General features: G+C 67.9%; 26 protein-coding genes. 5 read left to right on the top strand and 21 right to left on the bottom strand.

The genetic code is table 11. The features are described from left to right. The first annotated feature begins 43 nt into the window (after positions 1–43). Positions 44–1087 carry a serine hydrolase domain-containing protein gene (locus tag ACR80S_RS08315; protein ID WP_435402990.1) on the top strand — a complete coding sequence of 348 codons (1044 nt, stop codon included), beginning with the start codon at positions 44–46 and terminating at the stop codon, positions 1085–1087. Here ACR80S_RS08315 and ACR80S_RS08310 read toward each other — a convergent pair whose 3' ends face one another. From ACR80S_RS08310 to ACR80S_RS08290, 5 genes are read right to left on the bottom strand one after another with little or no spacing between them, the layout of a single operon-like run. Further along, positions 1088–2509, bottom strand: coding sequence for a glycosyltransferase family 2 protein (locus ACR80S_RS08310; RefSeq protein WP_435399864.1), 1422 nt, complete (start codon positions 2507–2509; stop codon positions 1088–1090). Beyond that, positions 2506–3633 (bottom strand): HEAT repeat domain-containing protein, encoded by a 1128-nt coding sequence (locus tag ACR80S_RS08305; RefSeq protein ID WP_435402989.1) that lies wholly within the window; start codon positions 3631–3633, stop codon positions 2506–2508. Before ACR80S_RS08305 ends, ACR80S_RS08310 begins: the two co-directional genes overlap by 4 nt. Beyond that, positions 3623–4423: a YaiO family outer membrane beta-barrel protein gene (locus ACR80S_RS08300; RefSeq protein WP_435399866.1), complete on the bottom strand. Its 801-nt coding sequence runs from the start codon at positions 4421–4423 to the stop codon at positions 3623–3625. Before ACR80S_RS08300 ends, ACR80S_RS08305 begins: the two co-directional genes overlap by 11 nt. Next, entirely contained in the window at positions 4423–4812 is a 390-nt protein-coding gene (locus tag ACR80S_RS08295) for a response regulator transcription factor (RefSeq protein ID WP_435402988.1), read from the bottom strand. The genes ACR80S_RS08300 and ACR80S_RS08295 overlap by 1 nt, the downstream gene beginning before the upstream one ends. Further along, positions 4805–6355, bottom strand: coding sequence for a GAF domain-containing sensor histidine kinase (locus ACR80S_RS08290; protein ID WP_435402987.1), 1551 nt, complete (start codon positions 6353–6355; stop codon positions 4805–4807). Before ACR80S_RS08290 ends, ACR80S_RS08295 begins: the two co-directional genes overlap by 8 nt. A gap of 229 nt (positions 6356–6584) precedes the next feature. Here ACR80S_RS08290 and ACR80S_RS08285 point away from each other — a divergent pair, with 229 nt between their 5' ends. Then, positions 6585–7517 (top strand): YihY/virulence factor BrkB family protein, encoded by a 933-nt coding sequence (locus tag ACR80S_RS08285; protein ID WP_435399869.1) that lies wholly within the window; start codon positions 6585–6587, stop codon positions 7515–7517. Positions 7518–7551: 34 nt separating this feature from the next. Here ACR80S_RS08285 and ACR80S_RS08280 read toward each other — a convergent pair whose 3' ends face one another. Further along, positions 7552–7779 (bottom strand): LapA family protein, encoded by a 228-nt coding sequence (locus ACR80S_RS08280; RefSeq protein ID WP_435399870.1) that lies wholly within the window; start codon positions 7777–7779, stop codon positions 7552–7554. 97 nt (positions 7780–7876) lie between these two features. Further along, positions 7877–9301 (bottom strand): phospholipase D family protein, encoded by a 1425-nt coding sequence (locus ACR80S_RS08275; RefSeq protein ID WP_435402986.1) that lies wholly within the window; start codon positions 9299–9301, stop codon positions 7877–7879. 340 nt (positions 9302–9641) lie between these two features. Between ACR80S_RS08275 and ACR80S_RS08270 the strand changes: the two genes are divergently transcribed. Then, the gene (locus tag ACR80S_RS08270; RefSeq protein WP_435399872.1) at positions 9642–11060 is read left to right on the top strand and encodes a xanthine/uracil/vitamin C permease; all 1419 of its coding nucleotides are present in this window, start codon (positions 9642–9644) and stop codon (positions 11058–11060) included. Between the two features lie 88 nt (positions 11061–11148). Here the strand turns inward: ACR80S_RS08270 and ACR80S_RS08265 are convergent, their stop codons facing one another. Next, entirely contained in the window at positions 11149–11907 is a 759-nt protein-coding gene (locus ACR80S_RS08265; RefSeq protein ID WP_435400090.1) for a glycerophosphodiester phosphodiesterase family protein, read from the bottom strand. Positions 11908–12125: 218 nt separating this feature from the next. Between ACR80S_RS08265 and ACR80S_RS08260 the strand changes: the two genes are divergently transcribed. Further along, entirely contained in the window at positions 12126–12680 is a 555-nt protein-coding gene (locus tag ACR80S_RS08260) for a hypothetical protein (RefSeq protein WP_435399873.1), read from the top strand. Positions 12681–12794: 114 nt separating this feature from the next. Continuing rightward, positions 12795–13772 (top strand): NADPH:quinone reductase, encoded by a 978-nt coding sequence (locus tag ACR80S_RS08255; protein WP_435402985.1) that lies wholly within the window; start codon positions 12795–12797, stop codon positions 13770–13772. Between the two features lie 74 nt (positions 13773–13846). Here ACR80S_RS08255 and ACR80S_RS08250 read toward each other — a convergent pair whose 3' ends face one another. The 13 genes from ACR80S_RS08250 to urtA all read right to left on the bottom strand — a co-directional run bounded on the left by ACR80S_RS08250 (position 13847) and on the right by urtA (position 25493). Next, the gene (locus tag ACR80S_RS08250) at positions 13847–14134 is read right to left on the bottom strand and encodes a hypothetical protein (protein ID WP_435402984.1); all 288 of its coding nucleotides are present in this window, start codon (positions 14132–14134) and stop codon (positions 13847–13849) included. A gap of 41 nt (positions 14135–14175) precedes the next feature. Next, a complete protein-coding gene (gene ureG, locus ACR80S_RS08245) occupies positions 14176–14817 on the bottom strand; it encodes an urease accessory protein UreG (protein ID WP_435402983.1) in 642 nt (213 codons plus the stop codon). 25 nt (positions 14818–14842) lie between these two features. Then, entirely contained in the window at positions 14843–15565 is a 723-nt protein-coding gene (locus ACR80S_RS08240; protein WP_435403027.1) for an urease accessory protein UreF, read from the bottom strand. Beyond that, complete coding sequence (ureE, locus tag ACR80S_RS08235; RefSeq protein WP_435402982.1) at positions 15555–16076, bottom strand: urease accessory protein UreE; 522 nt, start codon at positions 16074–16076, stop codon at positions 15555–15557. The genes ACR80S_RS08240 and ureE overlap by 11 nt, the downstream gene beginning before the upstream one ends. 24 nt (positions 16077–16100) lie before the next feature. Beyond that, on the bottom strand, positions 16101–17828 hold the full coding sequence (ureC, locus tag ACR80S_RS08230) for an urease subunit alpha (protein ID WP_435399878.1): 1728 nt from the start codon (positions 17826–17828) through the stop codon (positions 16101–16103). Continuing rightward, a complete protein-coding gene (locus ACR80S_RS08225) occupies positions 17825–18145 on the bottom strand; it encodes an urease subunit beta (RefSeq protein WP_435400092.1) in 321 nt (106 codons plus the stop codon). The genes ureC and ACR80S_RS08225 overlap by 4 nt, the downstream gene beginning before the upstream one ends. Before the next feature lie 25 nt (positions 18146–18170). Further along, positions 18171–18473, bottom strand: a complete 303-nt coding sequence (locus ACR80S_RS08220) for an urease subunit gamma (RefSeq protein ID WP_435399879.1) — start codon at positions 18471–18473, stop codon at positions 18171–18173. A 23-nt stretch (positions 18474–18496) separates the two neighbouring features. Then, positions 18497–19390, bottom strand: coding sequence for an urease accessory protein UreD (locus ACR80S_RS08215; protein ID WP_435402981.1), 894 nt, complete (start codon positions 19388–19390; stop codon positions 18497–18499). Between the two features lie 323 nt (positions 19391–19713). Then, positions 19714–20412: an urea ABC transporter ATP-binding subunit UrtE gene (urtE, locus tag ACR80S_RS08210; protein WP_435402980.1), complete on the bottom strand. Its 699-nt coding sequence runs from the start codon at positions 20410–20412 to the stop codon at positions 19714–19716. Further along, positions 20412–21236: an urea ABC transporter ATP-binding protein UrtD gene (urtD, locus tag ACR80S_RS08205; protein ID WP_435402979.1), complete on the bottom strand. Its 825-nt coding sequence runs from the start codon at positions 21234–21236 to the stop codon at positions 20412–20414. The genes urtE and urtD overlap by 1 nt, the downstream gene beginning before the upstream one ends. Beyond that, entirely contained in the window at positions 21233–22396 is a 1164-nt protein-coding gene (gene urtC, locus ACR80S_RS08200) for an urea ABC transporter permease subunit UrtC (RefSeq protein WP_435402978.1), read from the bottom strand. The genes urtD and urtC overlap by 4 nt, the downstream gene beginning before the upstream one ends. 3 nt (positions 22397–22399) lie before the next feature. Beyond that, positions 22400–24064 (bottom strand): urea ABC transporter permease subunit UrtB, encoded by a 1665-nt coding sequence (gene urtB, locus ACR80S_RS08195; protein ID WP_435402977.1) that lies wholly within the window; start codon positions 24062–24064, stop codon positions 22400–22402. A gap of 85 nt (positions 24065–24149) precedes the next feature. After that, positions 24150–25493 carry an urea ABC transporter substrate-binding protein gene (gene urtA, locus ACR80S_RS08190; RefSeq protein WP_435399884.1) on the bottom strand — a complete coding sequence of 448 codons (1344 nt, stop codon included), beginning with the start codon at positions 25491–25493 and terminating at the stop codon, positions 24150–24152. Between the last annotated feature and the right edge of the window lie 311 nt (positions 25494–25804).

Here is a 25804-nt window from a genome sequence, read left to right as displayed (position 1 = left end):
GCGCCTCGAATATCGGGCCCACCCAAGCGGACAAGGAATCCCGATGCCGAAGTTGCGCCCCCTGACTGCCCTTCGCCCCCTGCTGGGGGCGGTCATTATGCTGGCTGTCACCGCGGCATACCATGCGCAGGCCGACGAGACCTCACGCCCACCGCTGCTCAGCCATGCCGGCCTGGAGCGCCTCGACGCGCAGGCCGCCCGCCTCGGGCGCCTGCACGCCGTGGTGGTGGCTGAGGATGGTGAGATCCGTTTCGAGCGCGCCTATGCCGGGCCCGGGGTCGACCAGCCGGCCAACATCAAGTCGCTCTCCAAGACGGTCCTGGCGGCCCTGGTCGGCGCCGCCATCCAGGAAGGCGTGATCGACTCTCCCGACCAGTCCGTGGCAGAACTGCTCGGCTCCCGGGTGCCGGCCGGGGCCGACCCGCGGGTCCTGGAGATCACCGTCGGTCACCTGCTGTCGCTGCAGGCCGGGCTCGAACGCACCTCCGGCGGCAACTACGGCAGTTGGGTGGCCAGCCCCGACTGGGTGCGCGATGCCCTGTCGCGCCCCTTCGTCGATGAGCCGGGCGGGCGCATGCTCTACTCCACCGGCTCGAGCCACCTGCTCTCGGCGGCGCTGACCCGGGCCGGCGGAGAAAGCACCCTGGCGCTGGCCCAGCGGCTGCTGGGTAAGCCCCTGGGCATCGCCATCCCCGCCTGGCCCCGGGATCCGCAGGGCGTCTACTTCGGCGGCAACGACATGCGCCTCTCGCCGCGGGCGCTGGTGAGGATCGGCGAGCTCTACCGCCTGGACGGCGTCATCGACGGCCGGCGCGTGCTGCCCGAGGGCTGGGTCGAGGCGTCCTGGCAGCCGCGCGGCACCTCGCAGTGGACCGGCGACGGCTATGGCTACGGCTGGTTTGTCACCGAACTGGCCGGCGAGCGCGTCTACTACGGCCGCGGCTTCGGCGGCCAGGCGCTCTTCGTCATTCCCGAGCGGGCGATATCCATCGCCATCACCGCGGACCCCCACCCACCTTCTCCCGGTGGAGAATTCCAGCAGGAGCTCAATGCTCTGGTGGCCACACTGCTTGGCGAGGCGCCCTGATCACTGCCCCCACTGGCCGGAGCGCTTCATGGCGCCCCACTGGTGCTTGCGCCGCGTGAACCACTGCCACATGCCGCGGCAGCGCCAGAGCGTGTTGAGCTGGCGATAGCCGACGTTCTCGAGGATCGCCACCAGGAAGAGCCGGAGCATGTCGCGGCGGCGACGATAGACCCGGAACGAGAGGGTCTCCAGCAGAAGGCCGTTGACCGACAGCAGGATGCCCATGCCGATGGCAACCAGCAGGAAGGCGGTGAGCGCCGCCGGCGACACCACTCCGAAGGCGAAGCCCCAGATCATGAAAAGGTAGCCTGCCAGCTCGACCAGCGGGCCGAGCCACTCGAACAGGGTCATGAAGGGCCAGGCCAGGTGTCCCGCCGCCCCGCCCCTGGGGCTGGCCGCCAGGGGCGCGTGACGGCTGAGGCTCTCGGCCAGGCCACGCTGCCAGCGGCTGCGCTGCTTGCCCAGGGTGGCGAGGTCTTCCGGCGCCTCGGTCCAGCAGATCGGGTCGGGCAGGTAGCGGATGCGATAGGGCAGCCGTTTCTCGCGGTGATAGCGATGCAGCCTGACCACCAGCTCCATGTCCTCGCCGACGGTGGCGGTGCTGTAGCCGCCCACCGCCACCACCCGCTCACGGTCGAAGAGGCCGAAGGCACCGGAGATGATCAGCACCGCATTCATCGGCGACCAGCCGAGGCGTCCGAACAGGAAGGCGCGCAGGTACTCGACGATCTGAAAGCGCGCCAGCAGGCTCTTCGGGATGCCCGCCTCCAGCAGGAAGCCCCCTTCCACGCGGGAGCCGTTGGCGATGCGCACGGTGCCTCCCGCCGCCACGGTGCGCTCATCCTCCAGGAAGGGCTGGACCACCCGCAGCAGGCTGTCACGCTGCAGGATGGAGTCGGCATCCACGGCGCAGAAAAGCCCGTGACGAGCCGCGTTGATGCCGGCATTGAGCGCATCGGCCTTGCCGCCGTTGCGCTTGTCGATCACCCGCAGGTTGGCGTGACGCCGCGAGCGATAGATACCGAGGACCTCCTGATGGGGCACCCCGAGCCGCAGAGGCTCCGGGTGCGCCTCGAGCTCGAAGGCCTCGCGCAACACCTCGAGGGTCTCGTCCTTCGAGCCGTCGTTGATGACCACTACCTCGTAGTCCGGGTACTGCAGCTGCAGCAGCGACAGCACCGAGGTGCGGATCGTCGCCGCCTCGTTGTAGGCGGGCACCAGCAGCGACACCGAGGGTTCGATGCCCAGGTAGGGGGCCTCGGCGCCCAGCTCGGCGCGCAGGCGCATGTAGCGGCGCAGGCTGATCATGGAGAGCAGGTTGAGCAGCAGGTAGCCGCCGTTGAGCAGCAGGAAGTAGCCGATGAACCCCACCTGCGCCCACCAGGCCCAGTCGACGACCGGCCATCCCTCGAACAGGCTCATGGGCGCGCCCCCTCGGCCATGGCCCGCCGCAGGGCGTCGCGACCGTAGCGGTCCTCGCACGCTTCACACAGCGCCTCGAGACGCTCACGGGGGATGCCGGGCAGCCCGACCAGGGAGTCCGCCGCCGCCTGGCGCACCCACCAGTCGCGATCGCCAAGGTGCGGCAACAGCAGCGCTTCATCCTCGCGCCTGGCCTGGCGTCGCAGCGCCCTGAGGGCGGCGAAGCGCACCCTTGGAGAGTCGCTGACGAGGCAGGCGCTCAGCAGGGCATGGTCCCGGGGATCGCCAAGCTCCCCCAGGCAGGCCAGGGCCGCGCAGCACAGTGCCTCGCTCACGGTGTCCCGCTCGGCCAGGCAGCGCCGCGCCCAGGGCGCCACCCGGGCCGGCTCGGCGCCGCCCAGCAGCGCCGCGAGGCGGTCTCGATGTGGCGTGGCCGCCGTGGCCAGCCCTTCCAGCAGCGGCGGCGTCACCGCTGCGGGCCCCGCCTGCCGGCACAACGCCTGCAGGCGGGGCATGGCCAGGTCGCGGCGCCGGGCGATCAGTGGTACCAGCCGGGCCATGGCCCGGCGTGGGTCCATGGCCACCAGCGCCTGGGCCGACGCCAGGGCCACCAGTGGGTTGCGGGCCTCCAGCAGCGGAGTGACATCCGACCAGAACCGGTCGCTGCCCAGATGGCCCAGGCAGGCCAGGGCCACCAGGCGCCGATGCGCCCGGCGCGAGTCGAGCATTGAAAGCACGACACCGGTCATGTCCAGGGAGAAGAAGAGCGCATTCAGGCGCTCCCGAGCCACCCCGCGCAGCTGGCGATGGAGTCGTGCCCAGAGCAGCAGGAACCAGAGGACCTCCCGCTCCCGCCTGGGCGGTGTCGTCGCGGGCGCCTCCTCGGCCAGGGTCCAGCCCACCAGCCGCGGACGCCACTCGGCCACGAACGCCTTCTGGCGCCGCTCGCGTCGGGCGGCCAGTTCCGAGACCACCAGCACCTGGGCCATGACCAGCAGGGTCAGACCGCCCAGGGCCATGGCGGAATAGACGGCAAGGCGAAGCACCGGGTCCTCCGGCAGGCTGGCGGCGCCCTGCAGCCACTCGGGCCAGGGCACACCGTACAACAACAAGTCAGAAGGCATGGCGAACGCCCAGCTGGACACCGTAGCGATCATAGAGATCGCCCTGGCTCAGGGTGCCGACCTCCCAGCTCAACGCCCAGTCCGGGTGCCACCAATGCCGGCCGCGCAGGGCGACGGCGGTCACGTCGGAGGTGACCACCTCCCCGCCCGGCAGCCCCTCCTCCTCGCGGCCGAGACTGGCACGCAGGCCGATCACGCTGCGCTCGCCGTAGTAGTGGTCCAGCGCCAGGGCATGGCCCACCGGAGTGCCCGCGGTGGAGACATCGCTGACGTTGAGGGTATAGCCGGCACGCCAGGGGCCCCAATAGCGCTCCATTCCCAGCGCCAGACGGTCGACCCGGGAGGCCTCGTACTCGGTGCGGCGCACGCTAAGCGCACCCATCAGGCCCTCGGGCAGCCGCCGCTGGAGCCTCAGGTCGGCGTACCAGCGCGGCAGGAAATCGGCATCGACGGTGCCACCCGCCTCGGGCTGGAGCACCCAGTTGGCGTCCAGGGGCAGCGCGGCCCCCAGTTCCACTCCCTCGTCGCGAAGGTCGTAGCGTCGATCGCGGGTCGCGGCGCCATACCAGGTGGTGTCACCCGGGCGGGTGGACTGCAATTCCAGGCGCTGTCCCTGCCAGTTGGCGAACCCGCTGTCCAGCTGGTCGACGCGTTGAGACAGCTCCATCTCGAGCCGCCGCGGCTCCGCCGCCGCTGGCTGAGCCAGGACCAGGTTCACGTTCAACGCGGCCAGAAGACAGCCGAGGCCGGCCAGCCGTCGATTCCCGCGCGCGCTCACACTCCCTTGCATCAACGCCTCCTCATCAGGCGGCGCAGTCGCGCCAGCAGTTCATCCGGTTGAAAGGGCTTGGTCACGTAGTCGTCAGCGCCCAGCTCCAGGGCACGCACCACGTCGGACTCTCTCGCCTTGGCGGTCAGCATCAGCACCGGCACCGCCTGCCATGCGGGCCGCTGGCGCAGTCGCTCCAGCACCTCCAGGCCGTCATGAAAGGGCAGCATGACGTCCAGAAGCACGAGATCCGGGGGGGCGCCCTCGCCCAGCGCCGCCAACGCCTGGCGGCCGTCGGCAGCATGCTGGACCGCATAGCCGTGGCGCTCCAGCAGGAAGCGGAGCAGAAAGGCGATATCTTCCTCATCCTCCACCATCAGGATGCTGGGCTGGGGGGCGGAATCACTCATGGGTCTCCTCCTTGATAGACGTGAATGGCGGTTGTGCGCGGGGCAACCATAGACAAAAGCGGGTCCCCTTCCCGGGCACCGAGGTGAAGCTGACCTCCCCCTGCATCAGCGCCACCAGGCGGCGGGTAATGGCAAGGCCCAGGCCGGTCCCGCCGGTGCGGCGTCGATCCGAGCCATCCGCCTGGGCAAACCGCTCGAAGACCCTGGGCTGGAACGCCAGCGGAATGCCTGCCCCCTGGTCGACCACCGCCACCTCGAACCCCTCGCGCCCGGCCAAGGCCCGTGGCGCCAGCTCCACCCGCACCTCCCCGCCAGCAGGCGAATGCTTGATGGCGTTAGAGAGCAGGTTGGCCATCGCCTGGGCGAAGCGGTCGGGGTCGACGCCGACCCGATCCTCGGCCGGTAGCGGCCGCACCAGGTCGAGCCCCACGGAGAAGCTCTCGGCATAGGGAGCGTTGTCGAGCAGCGCCTGCGCCACCAGCTCGCCCAGGGGAGCGATGCGTGGATGCATGACCAGCTGCCCCGCCTCCAGCTTTTCCATGTCGAGGATGTCGTCGATCAGCCGCGCCAGGCGCCCGCCGTTCTTGTCGGCCACCGCCACCAGGGAGCGGGCATCGTAGGGCAGCGGGCCGGCCATCCCCTGGACCAGCATCCCCAGGGCGCCGCGAATCGCCGTCAGGGGCGTGCGAAGCTCGTGGCTGACCGTCGAGACGAACTCGGCCTTCATTCGCTCGATCTGGTGCCGCTCCGTGACATCCCGGGCGATGGCCAGGTGTTCGCCATCCTGCGTGGGGAGCAGTCGCACCTCGAAGACAGGACCATCGTCGCCCTCCTGCCAGGTAAAGGTGCGAATATCGCTCACCCCGTCGATATCCGAGCGCTGCTTCCTCAACGCATCGGCGAAGGCGTCGCTCACCGGGTCGTCACCATCCAGGCGAGACACGTCACCTGCAACGCCCACCAGATAGAGAGGATCGGGAATCGCCCGCAGCAGGGCTCCCAGACGTTGAGTCGTGCTCGCCAGTGTCCGTTTCTGCTCGAGCAGCCTGACGCGCAGCTGATGCTCGCGCAGCAGCTCCTCCGCCTGAGAGGCCAGCAGGGAAAGTCGCCGGTGGTCGGCGACGGAGAACGTGCGGGGCCTGGGGTCGAGCAGGCAGAGAGTGCCCAGGGCGTGGCGACCGTCGGGCCGCAGCAGCTGACCGGCATAGAAGCGAATATGGGGGGAGGATACGACCAATGGGTTGTCGTGGAAACGCTCGTCTTGCAGGGCATCCTCCACGACCAGCGTCCTGTCATCGGCCACGGCGTGGGCACAGAAGGAGATGTCGCGAGGCGTTTCGCAACTCTCCAGACCATAGTGGGATTTGAACCACTGGCGATGCTCGTCCACCAGGGAGACCAGAGCGATCGGGACATCGAAGAGATCGCTGGCAAGTTCTGTCAGGCGATCGAAGCCGGGATCCCGCGAGGTATCGAGTATCTCAATCTCATACAGGGCGTTTAGCCGATGAAGTTCCCCTCCGGGCCTGGCGGGTGTTCGCATGGCATGGCCTTTGTCGTCAGAACCTAGCGGATATCATGTCAGCCGATAATACCAACCGAACCATGCCTCTCAAAATCAGCCTTTCAACTTCACGGACTCAGGCTCCTCATTTTTTCCTCCATAAGTGGCTCCTGCTCTTCCAGGCACCCTGGCTAACAGGCCCGGGCTTCGCTTGACGCTGGATGATACCGGAGGACTATCATGAACCTCATCCATGGAAGGCCAGGCCATGACGCCTAACCACCGAAAGCTATCGCGCCATGCACTCTTCACCCTGGTGCCGAGGGTGTCTCGCTTTCTGTGGCGGGTGATCACCGCCTTCCTGCGCAATCGCGGCATCCTGCTGGCGGGCGGCGTGGGCTATAACATCCTGCTCTCCATCGTGCCGCTGTTCGCGCTGCTGGTGGTCCTGCTGGCCCGGGTGGTGGACGAGACCCACCTGCTGGGGGTGCTGAGCGTACAGGCGCAGCACCTGGCCCCGGCCCACGCCGAAGTACTGCTCGATGCGGTGCGCGCCCTGCTCGATACCCGTGAGGTGATCGGCATTCTCGGCTTCCCGGTGCTGTTGCTGTTCAGCTCTTTCGCCTTTCGCATGCTTGAGGACGCCCTGGCGATCATCTTCCACGCCCCGGACACCCACCAGCATGGTCGCAGCGCCTGGGTCTCGGTACTGCTGCCCTATGCCTTCATGGTGGTGCTGGGGGCGGGGCTGATGGCGCTGACCCTGCTGGTGACCCTGGCCAGTTCCCTCAACGCCCTGTGGCTGGCACTGTTTGACCGCGAACTGCCCATGGCCGGGTTCTCGAACCCGGTGCTCAACCTCGCCAGCTTCCTCGGGGTCTTCCTGCTGTTCAGCGCCATCTACAAGGTGCTGCCGGTGGTTCAGGTCGCCCTGCGCCGGGCGATCATCGGCGGACTGGTCGCCGCCCTGCTGTGGGAGGGGGTGCGTCTGCTGCTGGTCTACTACTTCGCCAACATCTCCTTCGTCAACGCCGTCTACGGCTCCCTGGCCACCCTGATCGTGGTGCTGCTGAGCCTGGAGATAGGCGCCATCATCCTGCTACTCGGCGCCCAGGTGATCGCCGAACTGGAGCGCAATGCCCGGCTCGGCCTGCCCTGGTACGTCGACCCCCGCCGCCAGGCGGTGACCCACGTGGAATAAGGGGGGTGAGGATGAGGGGGCAGGCCCGGAGCACTCAGCGCCTGCTGGGTTCTGACCTGCCTCGGCCCAGCCTGCGGATCAAGTGCATCAAGCTCTTGCCGCTGATCATTCCCAGCAGATAGATCGCCATCAGCAGCAGGGCCATGGGCAGCGACAGACTCCAGGTCAGGAAGCGCACCTCCACCATGACGATGTTCTGCACGAAGAGAATCAGTACCAGTGCCGTGATGATCAGCTTCACGGCCAGCAACAGCTTGTCCATGTCCGGTCTCCCTCTCGAATTGGCCCTTCCAAGCTGGGCGGCGACCCGGCGGCTGTCAAGCGATACAGCGGCCTGGAGGCTAGAGAACCATCAGGGTCTAGAAGGTGGAAAGCCCAGTGGCCTCCATGATCCGGTAGCGCACCCGCTGCCAGGTCGTGGCGTCATCAAAGTCCGCGAAGGGCTCGCTGGTGGTGCGCTCGGGGGAGCTGTGCCAGCGCCGTTCGAAGAAGGCCGCGGCCTCGTCCAGGGCGGGTGAATCGAGGTCGCCCAGTAGCCGCACGCTGGTCTCCAGGTTGAGGTTGTCGAGGTTGCGCCGGGTGAAATTGGCCGAGCCGAGGATCAGCTCCGCCTCGCTTCCATTCGCGGGGCGGCGCAGCAGCAGTTTGCTGTGGCACTGCTCGCCCCGGGTGGCGCACCAGCGCACCGCGATGCCGGCCTCGACCAGTTCGCGCCCCACCGGCCGGTTGGGGATACCGCCCTTCTCCAGCCCGAAGGCGTCGCGATTGAGATCCAGCAGGGCGCGCACCTCGGCGCCCCTCTGCCGGGCCTGCTTGAGCGCTTCGATCACGCCGCGGTGGGCGAGGTAGAAGACCGCCAGGTCGAGACGGTCTCCCTTCCCGCTGGCCTCGATCGCCGTCAGCAGGGCGTCACGGATCGCCCCTTCAGTGAGCAGCTGTAGCCGGGGGCCCTCGACGTTTGCCAGGGCAGGCAGTGGCCGCGGGCCCGGCAGGCCGACGCCGGACCAGGCGGCCACCGTGCGCTCGGAGGCCAGCAGGTCCAGGGCCGCGGCGCCCTCGAAGCGCAGGGCGACGTTGCCGTGGAGGCTGCTGGCGTCGTGGGGATTGGCCGAGGTCACCAACCCCGCCCAGCCATCTCCGCGGTCCACTACTAGGGTCTTGCGGTGGTTGGCATTGAAGTTGAGCAGCGCCAGGTAGCTTCGCAGGGTGACCCGCCCAGGTCCCAGGGCGTTGGGCAGCCAGCCCGCCCGGGCGCTGTTGCCCAGCCAGCGCGGCCCCAGGTGCCAGAGCCCCGACCACAGCGGGTTGGAGGCCCGCAGCCGGTCGAGATCGGTCAGTACCACGGTGATGCCGGCATGGCGCAGCACCTCGAGGTGGTCGGGCTCGATGCCGCCGTAGAGGGTGTTGAGCGGATCGCTGATCACCACTGCCTCGAGGTTGGGATGGCGGCGCTTCTGCTCGACCAGGGCATGGGTCAGCTCGGTGGAGAGCGGGCGCAGGCTATCCGCCTCGCTAGCGCCGGCGAAGTCGTTGAACAGGAACATGTCCACCACCACCAGACGCCGGGCCTGGCCGATCAGCGCCAGCATCTCGTCGAAGATCGCCTGCTCGAGGTGGCGTTCTCCCCGGGCATCGAACCAGGACTCGTCGGCCAGGAAGCGCACCTCATCGACCGAATGCGCCGGCCAGGCCAGGCCGACCCCCTTCGGCAACGGCTTGACGAGTTGCCAGAGTCCCATGGCGATCCAGACCGCCAGTACCGCCGTCACGATCCATGGCCACATGCGCTGCCTCCTCGTTTTTTCCACGTCCCGCCCCTCGTACAATCCCTGACCATGACCCATTGGACCAAAGTTTACGTTTACGTAAAGCGACAGCATGGCGTGGGACGTGTCGACAACAATGTCCTCATTTTACGGCTTTTTAGCGTCATGACGGCGTCATTTTGCGATTTTTTCACGAATCGGCCTCCCGATTGTCGACACTGGCCACAGGCCCGGAATGAACCGCCTCGTTACAAGGTCGAATGTTCCCACCCGGTCGCCACAAGTAAAAACCTCACAGCCAACAACAACAGCAAGCGAGGAATGCCCATGTACAGCCAGAACCGCTGAGGTTATCGACGTGCTACTCAAACGAAAGTATGGTGAAGAACAACCCTACTGGCCCGCGGGTCCCTTCAAGGTCCGCCTCCCCTTCATCCATTTCCCCTGGGCCATCCCGGAGACCATCCAGGCGCTGGTGATGTTCGTCATCTCCCTGGGCATGATCCCGTTGCTGGAACAGTATCTCGGCATTCCCTACGAGGTGGCACTGGCCTTCGTGGTGGTGTGCGGCATCGGCTTCATCCTCCCGCCACTGCTGGGCATCCCCTTCATCGCCGGTTGGATCACGCCGGCCATTCCGGTGGTGCTGCTGTTCATTGGCCAGCATGAGCCGGGGCCGGACGCCCTCAAGGCGATGATCGCCCTGCAACTGATGGTCACCGCCATCTTCCTGTTCATGGCCGTCACGCGCCTTGGCACCAAGCTGGTCAACAACGTCCCCGACTCCATCAAGGCGGGCATCCTGCTGGGCGCCGGCATCGCCGCCATCAGCGGCGAGATCAGCGTGGGCGGCCGGCTCTACAATACCCCCATCTCGCTGGGCATCGGCGGACTGATCACCCTCTACGTGCTGTTCTCGCTCTCCTTCCGCGACCTGGCCGAAAAGTACCGCTGGGCGCGCAACATCGTCGCCTACGGCATGGTCCCGGGCATGCTGATCACCATGGCCATCGGCTGGGGCGTGGGCGAGTACCCCCTGCCCAAGGTGGAATGGGGCATCGCCATCCCCGACTTCGCCGGCATCTGGGCCTACCTGCCCTTCTCCATCGGCGCACCCGGCCCCGAACTCATGATCGCCGCGATTCCCACCGCCATCATCGCCTATATCATCGCCTTCGGTGACATCATCGTCGGCCAGACCCTGATCAAGCGCGTTGACCACCTGCGTCCCGACGAGAAGATCGAGGTGGATGTCGATCGCGTGCACCTGATCACCGGCCTGCGCAACCTGATGCACTCCCTGCTGGCCCCCTACCCGGGCCTGGCCGGTCCGCTGTTCACTGGCGGCATGGCCACGGTCACCGAGCGCTACCGCTATGGCCGCAAGGCCATGGAGACCATCTACTCCGGCACCGGCGTGTTCTGGATCGTCGGCTTCTTCGCGCTCTTCCTGCTGCCGCTGGTCACGGGGTTCCGTCCGGTACTGCCCATCGCCCTCTCCATCACCCTGCTGATCACCGGCTACCTGTGCATCGCCGTGGCCGTGGAACAGATCAAGAACGCCACCGCCATGGGCGTGGCAGGCATCATGGGCGTTGTCCTGGCCACCCACGGCGCCGCCTGGGGCCTGGGCATCGGCCTGATCCTCTACTTCCTGATCGAGCACCGCGCGCGCAGCGTGCGCGACGCCAAGGACGAGGAGCCCATCCACGTCGAGGATGACATGGTCGTGGAGCAGGATGACGGCCGCGACGAGACCGCACCGGCTCCACGCTGAGCCGGGTGCCTGAAGCTTGGCCATCTCGGCTATCAACAGACGGGCCGCCTCCTGGGGCGGCCCGACTGCATTGAGGAGCGTCGACGGTTCAGGCTTCGGGCGGCAGATGCCCCGCGAAGCAGGCGGGATCGTCGCTGATAACGCTGGCCACGCCCCAGGCCCACTGGTGAGAGAAGGCCGCCGGATCGTTGGCGGTGTAGCAAAGCAGCGGGTAGCCCGCCTCAATGACCGCCAGGGCGCCACGCCGACTCAGGCGTGTCCAGTCGGCGTGGACGCTGAAGGCGTCCAGCCCCTCGCAGCGCTGCCGCCAGCCGTCGGGAATCCCTTCGAACAGCACCCCCAGGGCAAGCCTGGCCGCGGGCGCCAGGTCCCGGGCGCAGGCCAGCGCCTCGTCGTTGAAGGAAGAGACGATCAGCCGCTCGGGCGGCAAGGCGTCCAGCGCCGCGGGTACCGCCTCTTCCACCAGGGCCGCAGCGCTGCGGCCACGGTTCACCTTGAGCTCAAGGTTGAGGCCAAGCCCCAGGGCCTCGACGAGAGCGAGCATCTCGGACAGGGTGGCAATACGCTCGCCGCGGAACTTATCGCCGAACCAGCCGCCCACGTCCAGCCGGCGGGCACGGGGAAGATCCAGGTCCGCGAGCCGCGCGCGACCGTCCGAGCAGCGCTTGACCGTGGCGTCATGCCAGATCACCGGCGTGCCGTCGCCCAGCAGTTGCACGTCCAACTCGACCCAGCGGCAGTCGGCCGCATGGGCGGCGCGCACCGCGGAAAGGGTGTTCTCGGGAGCCCGAGCCGACAGGCCGCGGTGGGCGATCAGGCGTGGCAGGGCAATGGCGGGATGAGTCATGGCGGCATGGGGCGTGATGGATAGGGTCATGGGGGCCTCTCGCGTCCTTGAGGGGGCAGGCCGCCGCGGGGCGATGGCAGTAGCGACCAGCGTTGGACGACAGCATAGCGAGATGCCGGGCACAGGCACAGGCCCCGCCGGGTCCGGGTGGCGTCCGGGTGTTGGTGACCCAGTGTGGTAGACTTCGCACGATAACATCACGAGAGCGGAGAGAATCCATGAAGGTGGTGAGTCTCGAGGCTGGCGCCAGGCGCGATGCCTGGCTGGCCCGGCTGTGTGCGGCGGTCCACGGCACCCAGGCCGGACTGGCCCCGCTGGTCGCCTTCAGCGGCACCCGTCACCTGCTGTTTTCCACCGAGGCAGCCCGCCTCTGGGCGTTGCTTGATGACCAGGGCCAACCCCTGGCGCTGGCGCTGCTGGTCATGGACGAACGCGGCGAGGGGATGGCCCTCGGGCTCGCCGCCTCCCTCGAGAAGAGCCGCGAGCCCCTGCGGCGCCTGATCCGCGACCTGTCCCTCAACGCGCCCCTCTGCGCGACCCCGAGCGAGACTCTCGACGAGGCCTTCCTGCGCGAGTGCGGGCTCACCCGCTGGATCGAGGACGGCCGGGGGCAGCGGGTGGGTCTCGCCTTCCAGCACCCGGCCGAGCTGTCCGGCAGGCTGGCGCCGCCGCTGACCTTCGACGACCAGGCGGTGCTGCGCCGCTTCAAGCAGGAACGGGCCTTCTTCGAGGCGGAAAAGCGCGCCTTCGTCGAGGGGCTCGACGCCGCCTGAGGCCGCCACCGGCGATGCCGACTTGACCACAGGGGCGATCGGCGTTTGGATGATTCCCTTATCCCGACCGTCACTCATCCCGTACAGCTTTCATTAAAACAAGGACCTATCGACATGGCCAAGCGTATCCAGTTTGCCCGCACCGGCGGCTCCGAGGTGCTCGACCTCGTCGAGGCCGCCCCCATCGAGCCCGGCCCGGGCCAAGTGCGGATCGCCAACCGCGCCATCGGCCTCAACTTCATCGACATCTACTTCCGCACCGGGCTCTACCCGGCCCCATCGCTGCCCTCCGGCCTCGGCACCGAGGGGGCCGGCGTGGTCGACGCCGTGGGCGAAGGGGTCTGCCACCTCAAGCCCGGCGATCGCGTCGCCTACGCTCAGGGCCCGCTGGGCGCCTATACCGAGTTGCACACCCTGCCCGCCGAGAAGGTCGTGGCGCTTCCCGAGGCCATCGATTTCGAGACCGCCGCGGCCAGCATGCTCAAGGGCCTGACGGTGCAGTACCTGATGCGCCAGACCCATGCGCTCAAGGGGGGAGAGACCATCCTGTGGCACGCTGCCGCCGGCGGCGTGGGCTCGATCGCCTGCCAGTGGGCCAGGGCGCTGGGCGTGAAACTGATCGGCACCGTGAGCTCCCCGGAGAAGGCGGCGATCGCCGAGAAGAACGGTGCCTGGGCCACCATCGACTACACGAAGGAGGACGTGGTGGCGAGGGTGCGCGAACTGACCGACGGCGCCATGTGCGACGTGGTCTACGACTCGGTAGGCAAGGACACCTGGGAAACCTCGCTGGACTGCCTCAAGCCGCGCTCTCTGATGGTCAGCTTCGGCAACGCCTCCGGCGCGGTGGAGGGCGTCAATATCGGCATCCTCAACCAGAAGGGCTCGTTGTTCGTCACCCGCCCCAGTCTCAACGGCTATGCCGATACGCCCGAGCGGCTGCAGGGCATGGCCGACGAGCTCTTCGCCATGCTCGAAAGCGGCAAGCTCGAGGTCGATGTCTCGCACCGCTATCCCCTGGCGGAAGCCGGCAAGGCCCAGGACGCCCTGCAGGGTCGCCAGACCACCGGCTCCACCATCCTGCTGCCCTGAGGCAACAACCGACCCGATCGACGCAGAACGCCCGGCCTCTGCCGGGCGTTCTGCGTCGCGGGTCAAGGGTGAGTTCAGCGCTGGCGCTGCAGCCGGCGCTGATGCAGCCCCCGCCGGGCCAGCGGGACCAGCGGGACCAGCGCCGCCAGGCCGAGCACCGAGATGGCCAGCACCGCCAGCAGCAGCGGACTGCCGGTGTGGGCGTGCACCGCGGGGGCGTCGTGGCCGGGATGGGCGTGGGCCACACCGGCCAGCAGGAGTGCGATAGCCGCTGCGAGTGCGGTGGCACGGGCGGTACGCGCGACTCGTGTCGAAAGAGATGGCGAGAGAGATGTCGAGAGATAAGTCGAGAGAGCGGTCATGGGGGTGGTCTCCTTGCGGACAGGGTCATTGATCAAGGGCATCAGGCGGTGGCAGCAGCGGTGGCATCGGGACGGCGCTCCGGCAGCATGCCGCGGTCGAGAATGAACTGAATGATCGTCTCGAGCCCCACGCCGTCGTAGAGGTTGGTGAAGACAAAGGGGCGCTCGCCGCGCATCATCTTCGAGTCGCGCTCCATCACCGCAAGCGACGCGTGCACCTGCTCGGCGATATCGATCTTGTTGATGATCAGCAGGTCCGACTTGGTGATCCCCGGCCCCCCCTTGCGCGGGATCTTGTCGCCGGCGGAGACGTCGATCACGTAGAGGGTCAGGTCCGAGAGCTCGGGGCTGAAGGTGGCCGAGAGGTTATCGCCGCCGGACTCGACCAGTACCAGTTCCAGTCCCGGGTGGCGTTCCTGAAGCTCATCGATGGCCGCCAGGTTCATGGAGGCGTCCTCCCGGATGGCGGTGTGGGGGCAACCGCCGGTCTCCACGCCGAGGATACGATCCGCAGCCAGGGCCTCGTGCTTGAGCAGGAAGTCGGCGTCCTCGCGCGTATAGATGTCGTTGGTGACCACGGCGATATCATAGTGGTCACGCAGCGCCAGGCAGAGCTGCTTGAGCAGGGCCGTCTTGCCGGAGCCCACCGGGCCACCGACGCCGACACGCAGGCAATGGGTCATGGTCTTTTCTCCTGGTTGTTCATCACTAGCTTCGAAAGAGCCGCGAATACTGGGTTTCATGCAGGCCGCTGGCGAGCGCCAGGCCGGGCAGCGCCGGGCCGAGGTCGTCGTCGGCAATGACAAACGCCTGATCCACCGCGGCGACCAAGGCCGGGCGCAGGCGCTCCACCAGCCGCTGGGCGGCGGTGTGGCCGAGCGGCAGCGCCTTGCAGGCAACGGCCAGTTGGTTCTCCAGCCAGGCCCAGGCGAAGCCGAGCAGCGCCTGGCGCACCGGCACCCCGCGGGCATGGGCCGTCCAGGCGAAGAGCGTGACGTAGCCGGCTCCCGTCGGCAGAGCCGGCGCCCCACGCGCCGTGCTGGTAGGCAGCAGCTCCAGGCTACCCAGCAGCCGCGTGAGCGAGGCGCCGAGCCGCGCATCCTCGGCGGCGAGCTCGGCGGTCTCGCGGTTGGCGGCAAGCCACTGGTCCCACTCGGCCACCGCCTCGCCGTCGCCCGCCGCCCAGGCCGCCTGCAGGCGCGAAAGCGCCGGCAGCTCGCAGCGCGTCAGGCCATCCTCGAGCACCCCTTCGAGCCAGTCGCCGAGGCTCGCCTCGTCCGCGACCCAGCCCAGCTCGAAGGCGCTCTCCAGCCCCTGGGAGAAGGCGAAGGCGCCGATGGGCAGCGCGGGGCTGACCAGCTGCAGCAGCCCCAGCAGCGCCAGGTCGTCGCCCTGCCCCGCTGCCGGCGTCATGGCGGCCTCAGTGGGCATGGGGGTGGTCTGGGTCATGATCGTGGTGGTGAGGCTCGTGCCCGTGGTCATGGGGGAACAGATGGCCGCCCGTCTGCCGGTAGGCACCGGGCTCGGGGTCGAAGGTGGCCTCATGGTGCTCGAGCACCGCCCCGAGCCGTTCGGCCAGCGCCTCCAGTACATGGTCGGGCGGAAAGCGCACGAAACCGCCCCGCGCATCTTCTCCCAGCGCCAGCTGCACGTGGCGGTTGCCCAGATGGTAGGCAAGCCGCGCCAGGGGCAGGCCGGATGCAACGCGTGCGGTGACCACCGGCTCGACGGCGGCACGAATGCGCACCAGCTCGCCGCCCTCGGCGCGTAGCCCCTCGCCGTCACGCAGCACGGGGCCGCGATCCAGGAACAGGCCCAGCTCGCGCCCGCTGTCGCTCACCGCCTTGAGGCGTCCCAGCATGCGGCGCTCATAGGGCAGCGTCAGGGTGTCGCTGGCGCGTTCCGCCGCGATGGGCCCAAGGCGTTCGATCAGTGTCAGCATGTCGGGCTCCCATAAGGAGGGTGGTTAGAAGAGGTGGTAGCGTTGAGCCAGGGGCAGCTCAGTGGCGGGCTCGCAGGTCAACAGCTCCCCGTCGCAGTGTACTTCGTAGGTCTGCGGGTCGACGGTGAGTTCGGGGCAGGCGTCGTTGAGCTTCATGTCGCCCTTGCGCACGCCGCGCACATCGCGGCACGCGGAGAGCTCGCTAGTGAGCCCCAGCCGCTCCTTGATGCCGGCGTCCAGCGCCGCCTGGCAGACGAAAGTCAGGCGCGTCTGGCTGGCGGCGCGACCCAAGGCACCGAACATATAGCGGTAGTGCACCGGCTGGGGCGTAGGGATCGAGGCATTGGGGTCGCCCATGGGGGCCGCGGCGATCATCCCGCCCTTGATGATCATGGCGGGCTTGGTGCCGAAGAAGGCCGGCTTCCAGAGCACCAGGTCGGCCAGCTTGCCCACCTCCACGGAGCCCACCTCGTGGCTGATCCCATGGGTGATGGCCTGATTGATAGTGTATTTGGCGATATAGCGCCTGGCGCGGAAGTTGTCGGCGCCGAGCGCTTCGTCTTCGGGGAGAAGGCCACGCTGCACCTTCATCTTGTGGGCGGTCTGCCAGGTCCGGCAGATCGACTCGCCGACCCGACCCATGGCCTGGGAGTCGGAGGCGATCATCGAGATCACCCCCAGGTCGTGCAGGATGTCCTCGGCGGCGATGGTCTCGCGGCGGATGCGCGAGTCGGCGAAGGCCACGTCCTCGGGGATGTTGGGGTCGAGGTGGTGGCACACCATCAGCATGTCCAGATGTTCGTCGATGGTGTTGACCGTGTAGGGCCGCGTCGGGTTGGTGGAGGACGGAAGTACATAGGGCTTCGAGCAGGCGGTGATGATGTCCGGCGCGTGACCGCCCCCGGCCCCCTCGGTGTGGTAGGTGTGGATCCCCCGCTCCTTGAAGGCAGCGAGCGTGTCCTCAACGAAGCCCGACTCGTTCAGAGTGTCGGTGTGGATGGCGACCTGAACGTCGTAGCGTTCGGCAACGGCGAGGCAGTTATCGATGGCCGCCGGTGTGGTGCCCCAGTCCTCGTGCAGCTTGAGGCCCATGGCGCCGGCCTCGAGTTGCGCTTCAAGCGCCTCGGGCAGGCTGGCGTTGCCCTTGCCCAGTAAACCGATGTTCATCGGCAGATCGTCCACCGCCTGGAGCATCTTGCCGAGATGCCACCCCCCCGGGGTGCAGGTGGTGGCATTGGTGCCGGTAGCCGGTCCGGTGCCGCCGCCCAGCATGGTGGTGATGCCGCTCATCAGCGCCTCCTCCACCAGCTGGGGGCAGACGAAGTGGATATGGGCATCCAGGGCGCCGGCGGTGAGGATCTTGCCCTCACCGGCGATGATCTCGGTGCCCGGGCCGATGACGATCTCCACATCGGGCTGGGTGTCGGGATTGCCCGCCTTGCCGATGGCTTTGATCCGCCCGCCCTGAATGCCCACATCGGCCTTGACGATGCCCCACCAGTCGAGGATCAAGGCATTGGTGATCACGGTGTCCATCACTGCGGCGTCGACGCGTTGGCTCTGGCCCATGCCGTCGCGGATCACCTTGCCACCGCCGAACTTCACCTCCTCGCCGTAGTGGGTGGCGTCGCGCTCCACCTCGATCCACAGGTCAGTGTCGCCGAGGCGGACCCGGTCGCCCACCGTCGGGCCATACATGTCGGCATAGGCCTGGCGGCTGATGGTATTGGGACTAGTGTTGGGAGAGCTCATGATTGTCCTCCGTCCAGCTTGCCCATCACCTTGCCCTGAAAGCCGTAGACATGGCGCCGACCAGAATAGGGAATCAGCGTTACCTCGCGGGTCTGGCCCGGCTCGAAGCGGATCGCCGTCCCGGCGGCCACGTCGAGACGATGGCCGCGCACCTTGTCACGATCGAAGGTGAGGGCCGGGTTGGCCTCGGCGAAGTGGTAATGGGAGCCGACCTGGATCGGGCGGTCGCCAGTGTTGGCGACCTCGACGGTGATCCGCTCGCGCTCCTCGCAGAGCGCAATCTCGCCGCCTTTCAACTGATACTCACCGGGAATCATGGGTTCGGACATCGTTGCGGGCTCCTTAGACGATGGGGGTGTGGACGGTGACCAGCTTGGTGCCATCGGGGAAGGTGGCCTCCACCTGCACCTCGTCGACCATCTCGGCCACCCCCTCCATCACGTCGTCGCGGGTGAGGATCTCGCGGCCCTCGCTCATCAGCTCGGCCACCGTGCGCCCGTCGCGAGCGCCCTCCAGGATCTCGAAGCTGATCAGCGCCACGGCCTCGGGGTAGTTGAGCTTGAGGCCCCGGGCGCGGCGGCGCTCGGCCAGCTGGGCCGCCATGAAGAGCAGCAGCTTGTCCTTGTCTCTAGGGGTCAGTTCCATGTCGAATCTCCGTGGAAGGGGAATCAAGTCCGCCAGATACGCGGCGTGTGTGCCTCGAGACCCAACAGCCGAGGGCGAAGGACCCGCCAGGCGGCCTGGCACAGCGCCCAGGCCTCGCGGCACTCCTGGCCCAGGTAGCGCAGCAGCAGCACGCCGTGGCGCACGGTGACCGCCCAGCGGGTCGAGGTACCCAGCGCCTCGCGTAGGGCCTCGACGGCCTCGGTCTCATCAACCAGGCCCACCGCCCAAAGGGTCGCCTGTACGGTGGCGCCACCCTGCCCCCAGCGCCCGCAGAAGCGCGGGTGGGCTGGGTCCAGGGGCTGGCGCTCGATCCACAGCGGTCTGCCGTCGCGGGTCAGCCGGAAGCGCTGGTCGATGCGACCGGTCACATAGGGCAGCTCACTGGCGGGGCGTCCCAGGGCCAGCACCTCCCAGCCCAGGCAGCGGGCACTCCCGGCAAGCGCCAGGGCGGTGGCCTGCTCGCCCCGGGCCCCGTCGAAGGCGATCGTCTCCTGGGGCAGCCACTCGAGAACGGCGCCCTCCTCGACCCTGAGGCGAGCCTGCTGGCGCCAGGCCACGCCGTGGCTGTCGGCGCGATAGAGCTTGTTGGCGGCCGGCGTGGTCAGCAGCGCGTGAGCGCCCTCTTCCACCCCGACATCGATGCTCAGGGCGTCACCGCTGACCAGCCCACCCGGGGGGTGCAGCAGGTAGACGTGACAGGCGCCCCGGGCCTCTTCCGGGTAGAAGGGACGCTGCACCCGCAGCGGCCCACGATGACGCGCGTGCACCAGGCGGGTCACCTCCCGGCGGGAAGCGAAGCTCAGGTCCAGGGAGGCATCCCAGCGCCGCCCGGCATGGAAGCGATGGCCGGAGTCCGTCGGCGGTGTGGCATCCAGGGAGGTCTCGTAAGCGGTCATGGGCGGCTCGTGATCCGGCGTGTCTGCCAAGCTATCAGCAAGCGGCGTACCAGAATGGGGATTGGGATATTTTTCAAATATTATTCAGGAGGTTGAATATCCTCTCGACCACAGGCTAGCGAGCCAACGCCTTATGGAGGTGCGTCTGCGCGAGCCGCTGCGCACCTCGCGGGTGCAGGCGCACGATCGGGCAGGCCAGATAGGTGCAAGGCGCCCCCTGCTAGCCGCAGAGCGCGCCCTGTCACTTGCTGCTTGGTTTCAGGCGCTTGACGCTTGGGGCCCGACGCTCGGGGCCCGACGCGACTGCCCTACACCGTGACTGTCTACACCGTCAGGTGCTCCTTGATCAGCTCATCGGTCAGCTCACCGATCGGACCCCGGGCCACCGGCCGGCCGCGGTTCATGATCACGAAGCGGTCGGCATACTTGCGGGCAAAGGGGAGCTTCTGCTCCACCAGCAGCACGGTGAGGCGGTCCTCCCTGATCAGCCGGCGGATCACCTCTCCGATCAGGGTGACGATATTGGGCTGGATGCCCTCCCCCGGCTCGTCGAGGATCAGCAGCCGCGGCTCGATCACCAGGGCGCGGCCGATGGCCAGCTGCTGCTGCTGGCCGCCGGAGAGATCCCCGCCGCGACGATGCCTCATCTCCTCCAGCACGGGGAAGAGCTCATAGATGCGCTCGGGAATGGTGCGCCGCCCGTCGCTCCGGGCGGCGAGGCCCGTGCGCAGGTTCTCCTCCACGGTGAGCAGCGGGAAGATCTGACGCCCCTGGGGCACGTAGCCGATGCCCAGCCGCGAGCGAGCCTCCACCCGCTGGCGGGTCAACTCCACGTCGTCGGCGTAGCGGATGCTGCCACCGGAGACGGCCACCTCGCCCATGATCGCCTTCATCAGGGTGGTCTTGCCCACCCCGTTGCGACCCATCACGCAGGTGCACTCGCCCCTCGGTACCTCGAGGTCCAGATCCCACAGGGTGTGGCTCTCGCCGTAGTACTGGTTGAGCTTGTCGATGGTCAGCATTACGCCTCCTCGCCCAGGTAGACCTCAATCACCTTCGGGTCGTTGGACACCTGGTCCATGCTGCCCTCCGCCAGCACGCTGCCCTGGTGGAGCACCGTCACCTGGCGGGCAATGGAGCGCACGAAGCCCATGTCGTGCTCCACCACCACCACCGACTGCTGGCCAGCGAGCCCGGTCAACAGCTCGGCGGTGCGCTCCATCTCCTGCTCGGTCATGCCGGCCACCGGCTCGTCCACCAGCAGCAGGCGGGGCCGCTGCATCAGCAGCATGCCGATCTCCAGCCACTGCTTCTGGCCGTGGGAGAGGATGCCTGCCGGGCGCCCGCGCAGCTCGGCCAGGCCGATGGTGCCGAGCACCTGCTCGATGCGGTCGCGGATCTCGCCGCTCATTCGCGCCGTCAGGGTGGGGAGGATGCGCTTGTCGGCGGCCATGGCCAGTTCCAGATTCTCGAACACCGAGAGCGCCTCGAACACCGTGGGCTTCTGGAACTTGCGCCCGATGCCCAGGCTCGCGATCTCCGGCTCCTTCATGGCCAGCAGATCGTGACGGCTGCCGAACCAGACCTGCCCGGTATCGGGGCGGGTCTTGCCGGTGATGATGTCCATCATGGTGGTCTTGCCGGCGCCGTTGGGGCCGATGATGCAACGCAGTTCGCCGTCGTCGATGGTCAGGTTGAGATTGTCGATGGCCTTGAAGCCATCGAAGCTCACCGTGACGTCCTCCAGGTAGAGGATCGGGCCGTGGCGCACGTCCACCGGCGAGGTCGCCGGCACCAGGAAGTCGAAGACGCGATCGCGGTCGGCCAGGGATCTCAGCAGGCTCATGCGGTGGCCTCCTTCGTCGGTGGGTGGACATCTTCATTGTCGGCGCCCCGCCGCCTCAAGCGCGAGCCGGGGAAACGATAGGCGAGCAGGCCCGCCACCCCCCTGGGCAGAAATACCGTGACCAGCACGAAGAGCGCGCCCAGGGCGAACAGCCAGGCGTCGGGCATCACCCCCGTGAAGACGGTCTTGGCGTAGTTGACAAGGATCGCCCCGATCACCGCGCCGTAGAGGGTCGCGCGGCCACCCAATCCCACCCACAGCACGATCTCGATGGAGAACAGCGGCGAGAACTCGCTGGGGTTGATGATGCCCACCTGGGGCACATAGAGGGCCCCGGCCAGGCCCGCCAGCATGGCCGAGACCACGAAGACGAACAGTTGGAAGCGCTCGACCCGGTAGCCGAGGAAGCGGGTGCGGGCCTCGGCGTCGCGGGTCGCCACGCAGACCCGCCCCAGCTTGCTGCCGACGATGGCCCGGCACAGCAGGTAGGCCAGCGCCAGCGCCACGCCGGTGGCCAGGAAGAGCCCGAGCCGGGTCTCGTTGCTTCTCAGATTGAAGCCGAGGATGTCGCGGAAGTCGGTCAGGCCGTTGTTGCCGCCGAAGCCCATCTCGTTGCGGAAGAAGGCAAGCATCAGGGCGAAGGTCATCGCCTGGGTGATGATCGACAGGTACACCCCGGTGACCCGGGAGCGGAAGGCCAGGAAGCCGAACACCAGCGCCAGGGCCCCCGGCGCCAGCAATACCATCAGGAAGGCGAACCAGGCCATGTCGAAGCCGGCCCAGTACCACGGCAGGCTGTCCCAGCTGAGGAACACCATGAAGTCCGGCAGCTCCGGGTGGCCATAGACCCCGCGGTCGCCGATCTGGCGCATCAGGTACATGCCCATGGCGTAGCCGCCGAGTGCGAAGAAGGCCCCGTGGCCCAGGCTCAGGATGCCCAGGTAGCCCCACACCAGATCCACCGCCAAGGCGAGCAGCGCATAGCTCAGGTACTTGCCGAACAGGTTGACGGTATAGGCGTTGACGTGCAACGCATGGCCCTGGGGCACCACCACGTGCAGCAGCGTCACCAGGGTCATGGCGGCCAGCAGCACGGCCAGGAACAGCTGCGTCGAGCGCTCCGCGAAGGGGCGCATCAGCCAGAATCTCGAAGCCAGCATGGATCAGCCCTCCGCCGCACGGCCCTTCTGCGGAAAGAGTCCGCGGGGGCGCTTCTGAATGAACAGGATGATGAAGACGAGCACGATGATCTTGGCCAGCACGGCGCCGGCCCAGGGCTCCAGGACCTGGTTGATCACGCCCAGCGACAGGCCCGCCACCAGGGTGCCCCAGAGGTTCCCGACGCCGCCGAACACCACCACCATGAAGGAGTCGATGATGTAGTTCTGGCCCAGGTTGGGCCCGACGTTGGTGAGCTGGGAGAGCGCCACCCCAGCCAGGCCCGCGACCCCGGAACCCAGGGCGAAGGTGAGGATATCAACCCGGGTCGCGCGGATGCCCATGGAACGGGCCATGGTGCGGTTCTGGGTCACCGCCCGCACCTCGAGCCCCAGCCGGGTGCGGCGCATGATCAGCATCAGGCCAGCGAACACCAGCAGGGCGAAACCGATCACCACCAGGCGGTTGAGCGTCAGCGACAGGGCGTCGTTGATGGCGATGGAACCGCTCATCCACTCCGGCGACACCACCGTGCGGTTCTGCGGCGAGATCACCGTGCGCACCAGCTGCTGCAGGATCAGGCTGATCCCGAAAGTGGCCAGCAGGGTCTCCAGCGGCCGGCCCTTGAGGAACTGGATCACGCCGCGCTCGATGGCGATGCCCGCCAGCGCTGCCACCAGGAAGCCGGCGGGGATCGCCAGGAGCAGCGCCAGGCCGGGCTGCCCCGGCAGCAGCTGCTGCATGGCCCAGGTGGTGTAGGCGCCGAGCATGATCAGCTCACCGTGGGCCATGTTGATCACCCCCATCACCCCGAAGGTGATGGCAAGGCCAATGGCCGCCAGCACCAGCACCGAGCCCAGCGACAGGCCGAAGTAGAGGGTCTCCACCGCGCGGTTGATCTTGAGCAGCTGCTCGATGTCGTTCAGCGCGCCACGCGCCGCATCGGCCAGCACCGCATCGTCGTTAATGGCAGCCCGGTTGAGCGCCACACGCACTCGCGGGTGCAGGCTCCCCTGGAGGTCGACGACGGCGGCCGCCTCGCCCTGTTCCAGGCGGTGGATGGCCAGCGCCTGGACCAGGCGGCTGCGCACTTGCGGATCCTCCTCGCCCTTGATCACCTCGGCCAGAGGGCCGGCCAGGTCGGCGTCCACCTCACCCAGCAGCCGCTCGGCGGAGGCGCGGCGCAGCACGAGGTCGGCCGAGTAGAGGTCCACCACGGCGATGGCGCTGCGCAGCTGGTTACGCAGCGCATTGTTGATACCGATGCGGTCGAGATCACGGCGCGACATCTCCCCCAGCGGCTCGCCGGTCAGGGCATCCTCCACCGGCCAGTCACGGCCGCGGTTGTCGAGCACCAACACGAAGCGGCCCTCCTCGCCGCGTTGCAGGCGGCCGTCGAGCAGGGCCTGCAGCCAGTCCCGGGCGCGGGGATCGTCGCTCTGAACGATGGCGTCGATGGCGCGGGCCTTGTCGGCGAACGAGCGCACGTCGAGGGACTCGAGCAGCCCCCGGGCCTCGGCATCCTCGGGCTGGGCCTGGGCAACCGAGGGCGTCAGCAGCAGGAGCAGAAGCCCCAGCAGCCAGGCCAGCGGGCGTCCGGCACCTGCCAGCGGGGCACGGCCGGTTCGTGTCCTGGCCGAACCTGGCCAGCACGGCGGGAAGTTCCTCATCGGGAGTTCCTCTGGAAGCGGAAGCTAAGGCGTCGAGAAGGCGTGCTCCCCCGCCGCCGGGCGGCGACGGGGGGATGGGTCGGGCTTACTCGGCCAGTGCGGCCTCGGCCTCCTCGGCGGCGGTGCTCCCGCCACAGGAGCCGCTGGCGACGTTGAAGTTGCCGCAGCGCATCGGGGCGCGCCAGTCGGCGATCAGGTCGCGGGAACCCGGCAGGAAGTCGGACCAGGCGTCGCCGACCACGGTGGACGGGGTCTGCCAGACGATATCGAACTGGCCGTTGTCCTGGATCTCGCCGATGAGCACCGGCTTGGTGATGTGGTGGTTGGGCATCATGGCCGCATAGCCGCCGGAGAGGTTGGGCACCGCCACGCCGATGATGGCGTCCTTGACGGCATCCACGTCGGTCGTCCCGGCCTTGCGCACCGCTTCCGCCCACATGTTGAAGCCGATGTAGTGGGCCTCCATGGGGTCGTTGGTCACCGCCTCCTCGTCGCCGGTCCACTCGATCCAGGCGTCGATGAAGTCGTAGTTGGCATCGGTATCGACGCTCATGAAGTAGTTCCAGGCGGCCAGGTGGCCGACCAGCGGGCCGGTGTCGATGCCGGTGAGTTCCTGCTCGCCTACCGAGAAGGCCACCACCGGAATGTCCGCGGCATCGATGCCCTGGTTGGCCAGTTCGCGGTAGAAGGGCACGTTGGCGTCGCCGTTGATGGTGGAAACCACAGCGGTCTTCTTGCCCTCGGCGCCGAAGCGGCGGATCTCGGCGACGATGTTCTGCCAGTCGGAGTGTCCGAAGGGGGTGTAGTTGACCAGGATATCCGCCTCAGCTACCCCGAACTCTTCCTGGAGGTAGGCCTCGAGGATGCGGTTGGTGGTGCGCGGGTAGACGTAGTCGGTGCCCGCCAGCACCCAGCGTTCGATCCCCACCTCGTTATGGAGGTAGTTCACCGCCGGGATCGCCTGCTGGTTGGGCGCCGCCCCGGTGTAGAAGACGTTCTCCGAGGACTCCTCCCCCTCGTACTGTACCGGGTAGAAGAGCAGCCCATTGAGCTCCTCGAACACCGGCAGCACCGCCTTGCGCGATACCGAGGTCCAGTTCCCGAAGACCACGTCCACCTCGTGCTGGGCCAGCAGCTCCCGGGCGCGCTCGGCGAACAGCGGCCAATTGGAGGCCGGGTCCACTACCACCGCCTCGAGCTGGCGGCCGAGCAGGCCGCCCTCGGCGTTCTGCTTCTCGATCAGCATCTCCACGGTGTCCTTGAGCACCGTCTCGCTGATCGCCATGGTGCCCGAGAGCGAATGCAGGATGCCGACCTTGATCGGCGGTTCCTGAGCCAAGGCCTGGCCGCCAGCCCCCAGCAGGGAGGCGGTCAACAGCGCGGCGGTCAGGGGACGAAGCCGCAGCGTCTTGGGATGGGACAGGGTCATGAGAATCTCCTTGCTCCCCGGAGGGGTCGTTGTTGTGGGACAAGGAGACGTTGCAAGGGCTGCGCCACCAGGCGCAATTTTCCATAAAGATCAACAATTACAATCCATTGTCGGATATCACCGCCATACTGGAAGTGGCCGACTGCACACGGACGGTGCAACAGAGGGCGAGGCGGGCGCCGGAACTGCACCGGCCTCACCCTCTTCCATGCACGCCGCCCGCCTCGCCGCGCCCTGGCGGTGCAGCCGTCGGCGGAGACCAGGATGCAACAGGGGCGCCGACGGTGTCGGCGCCCCTGTGAGGGACACGG

This window comes from Halomonas salsilacus, assembly GCF_051216275.1.
Lineage (GTDB): Bacteria > Pseudomonadota > Gammaproteobacteria > Pseudomonadales > Halomonadaceae > Halomonas.
Note: the sequence above shows the minus strand (reverse complement) of the source record. Positions and strands in the feature narration are given on the sequence as shown.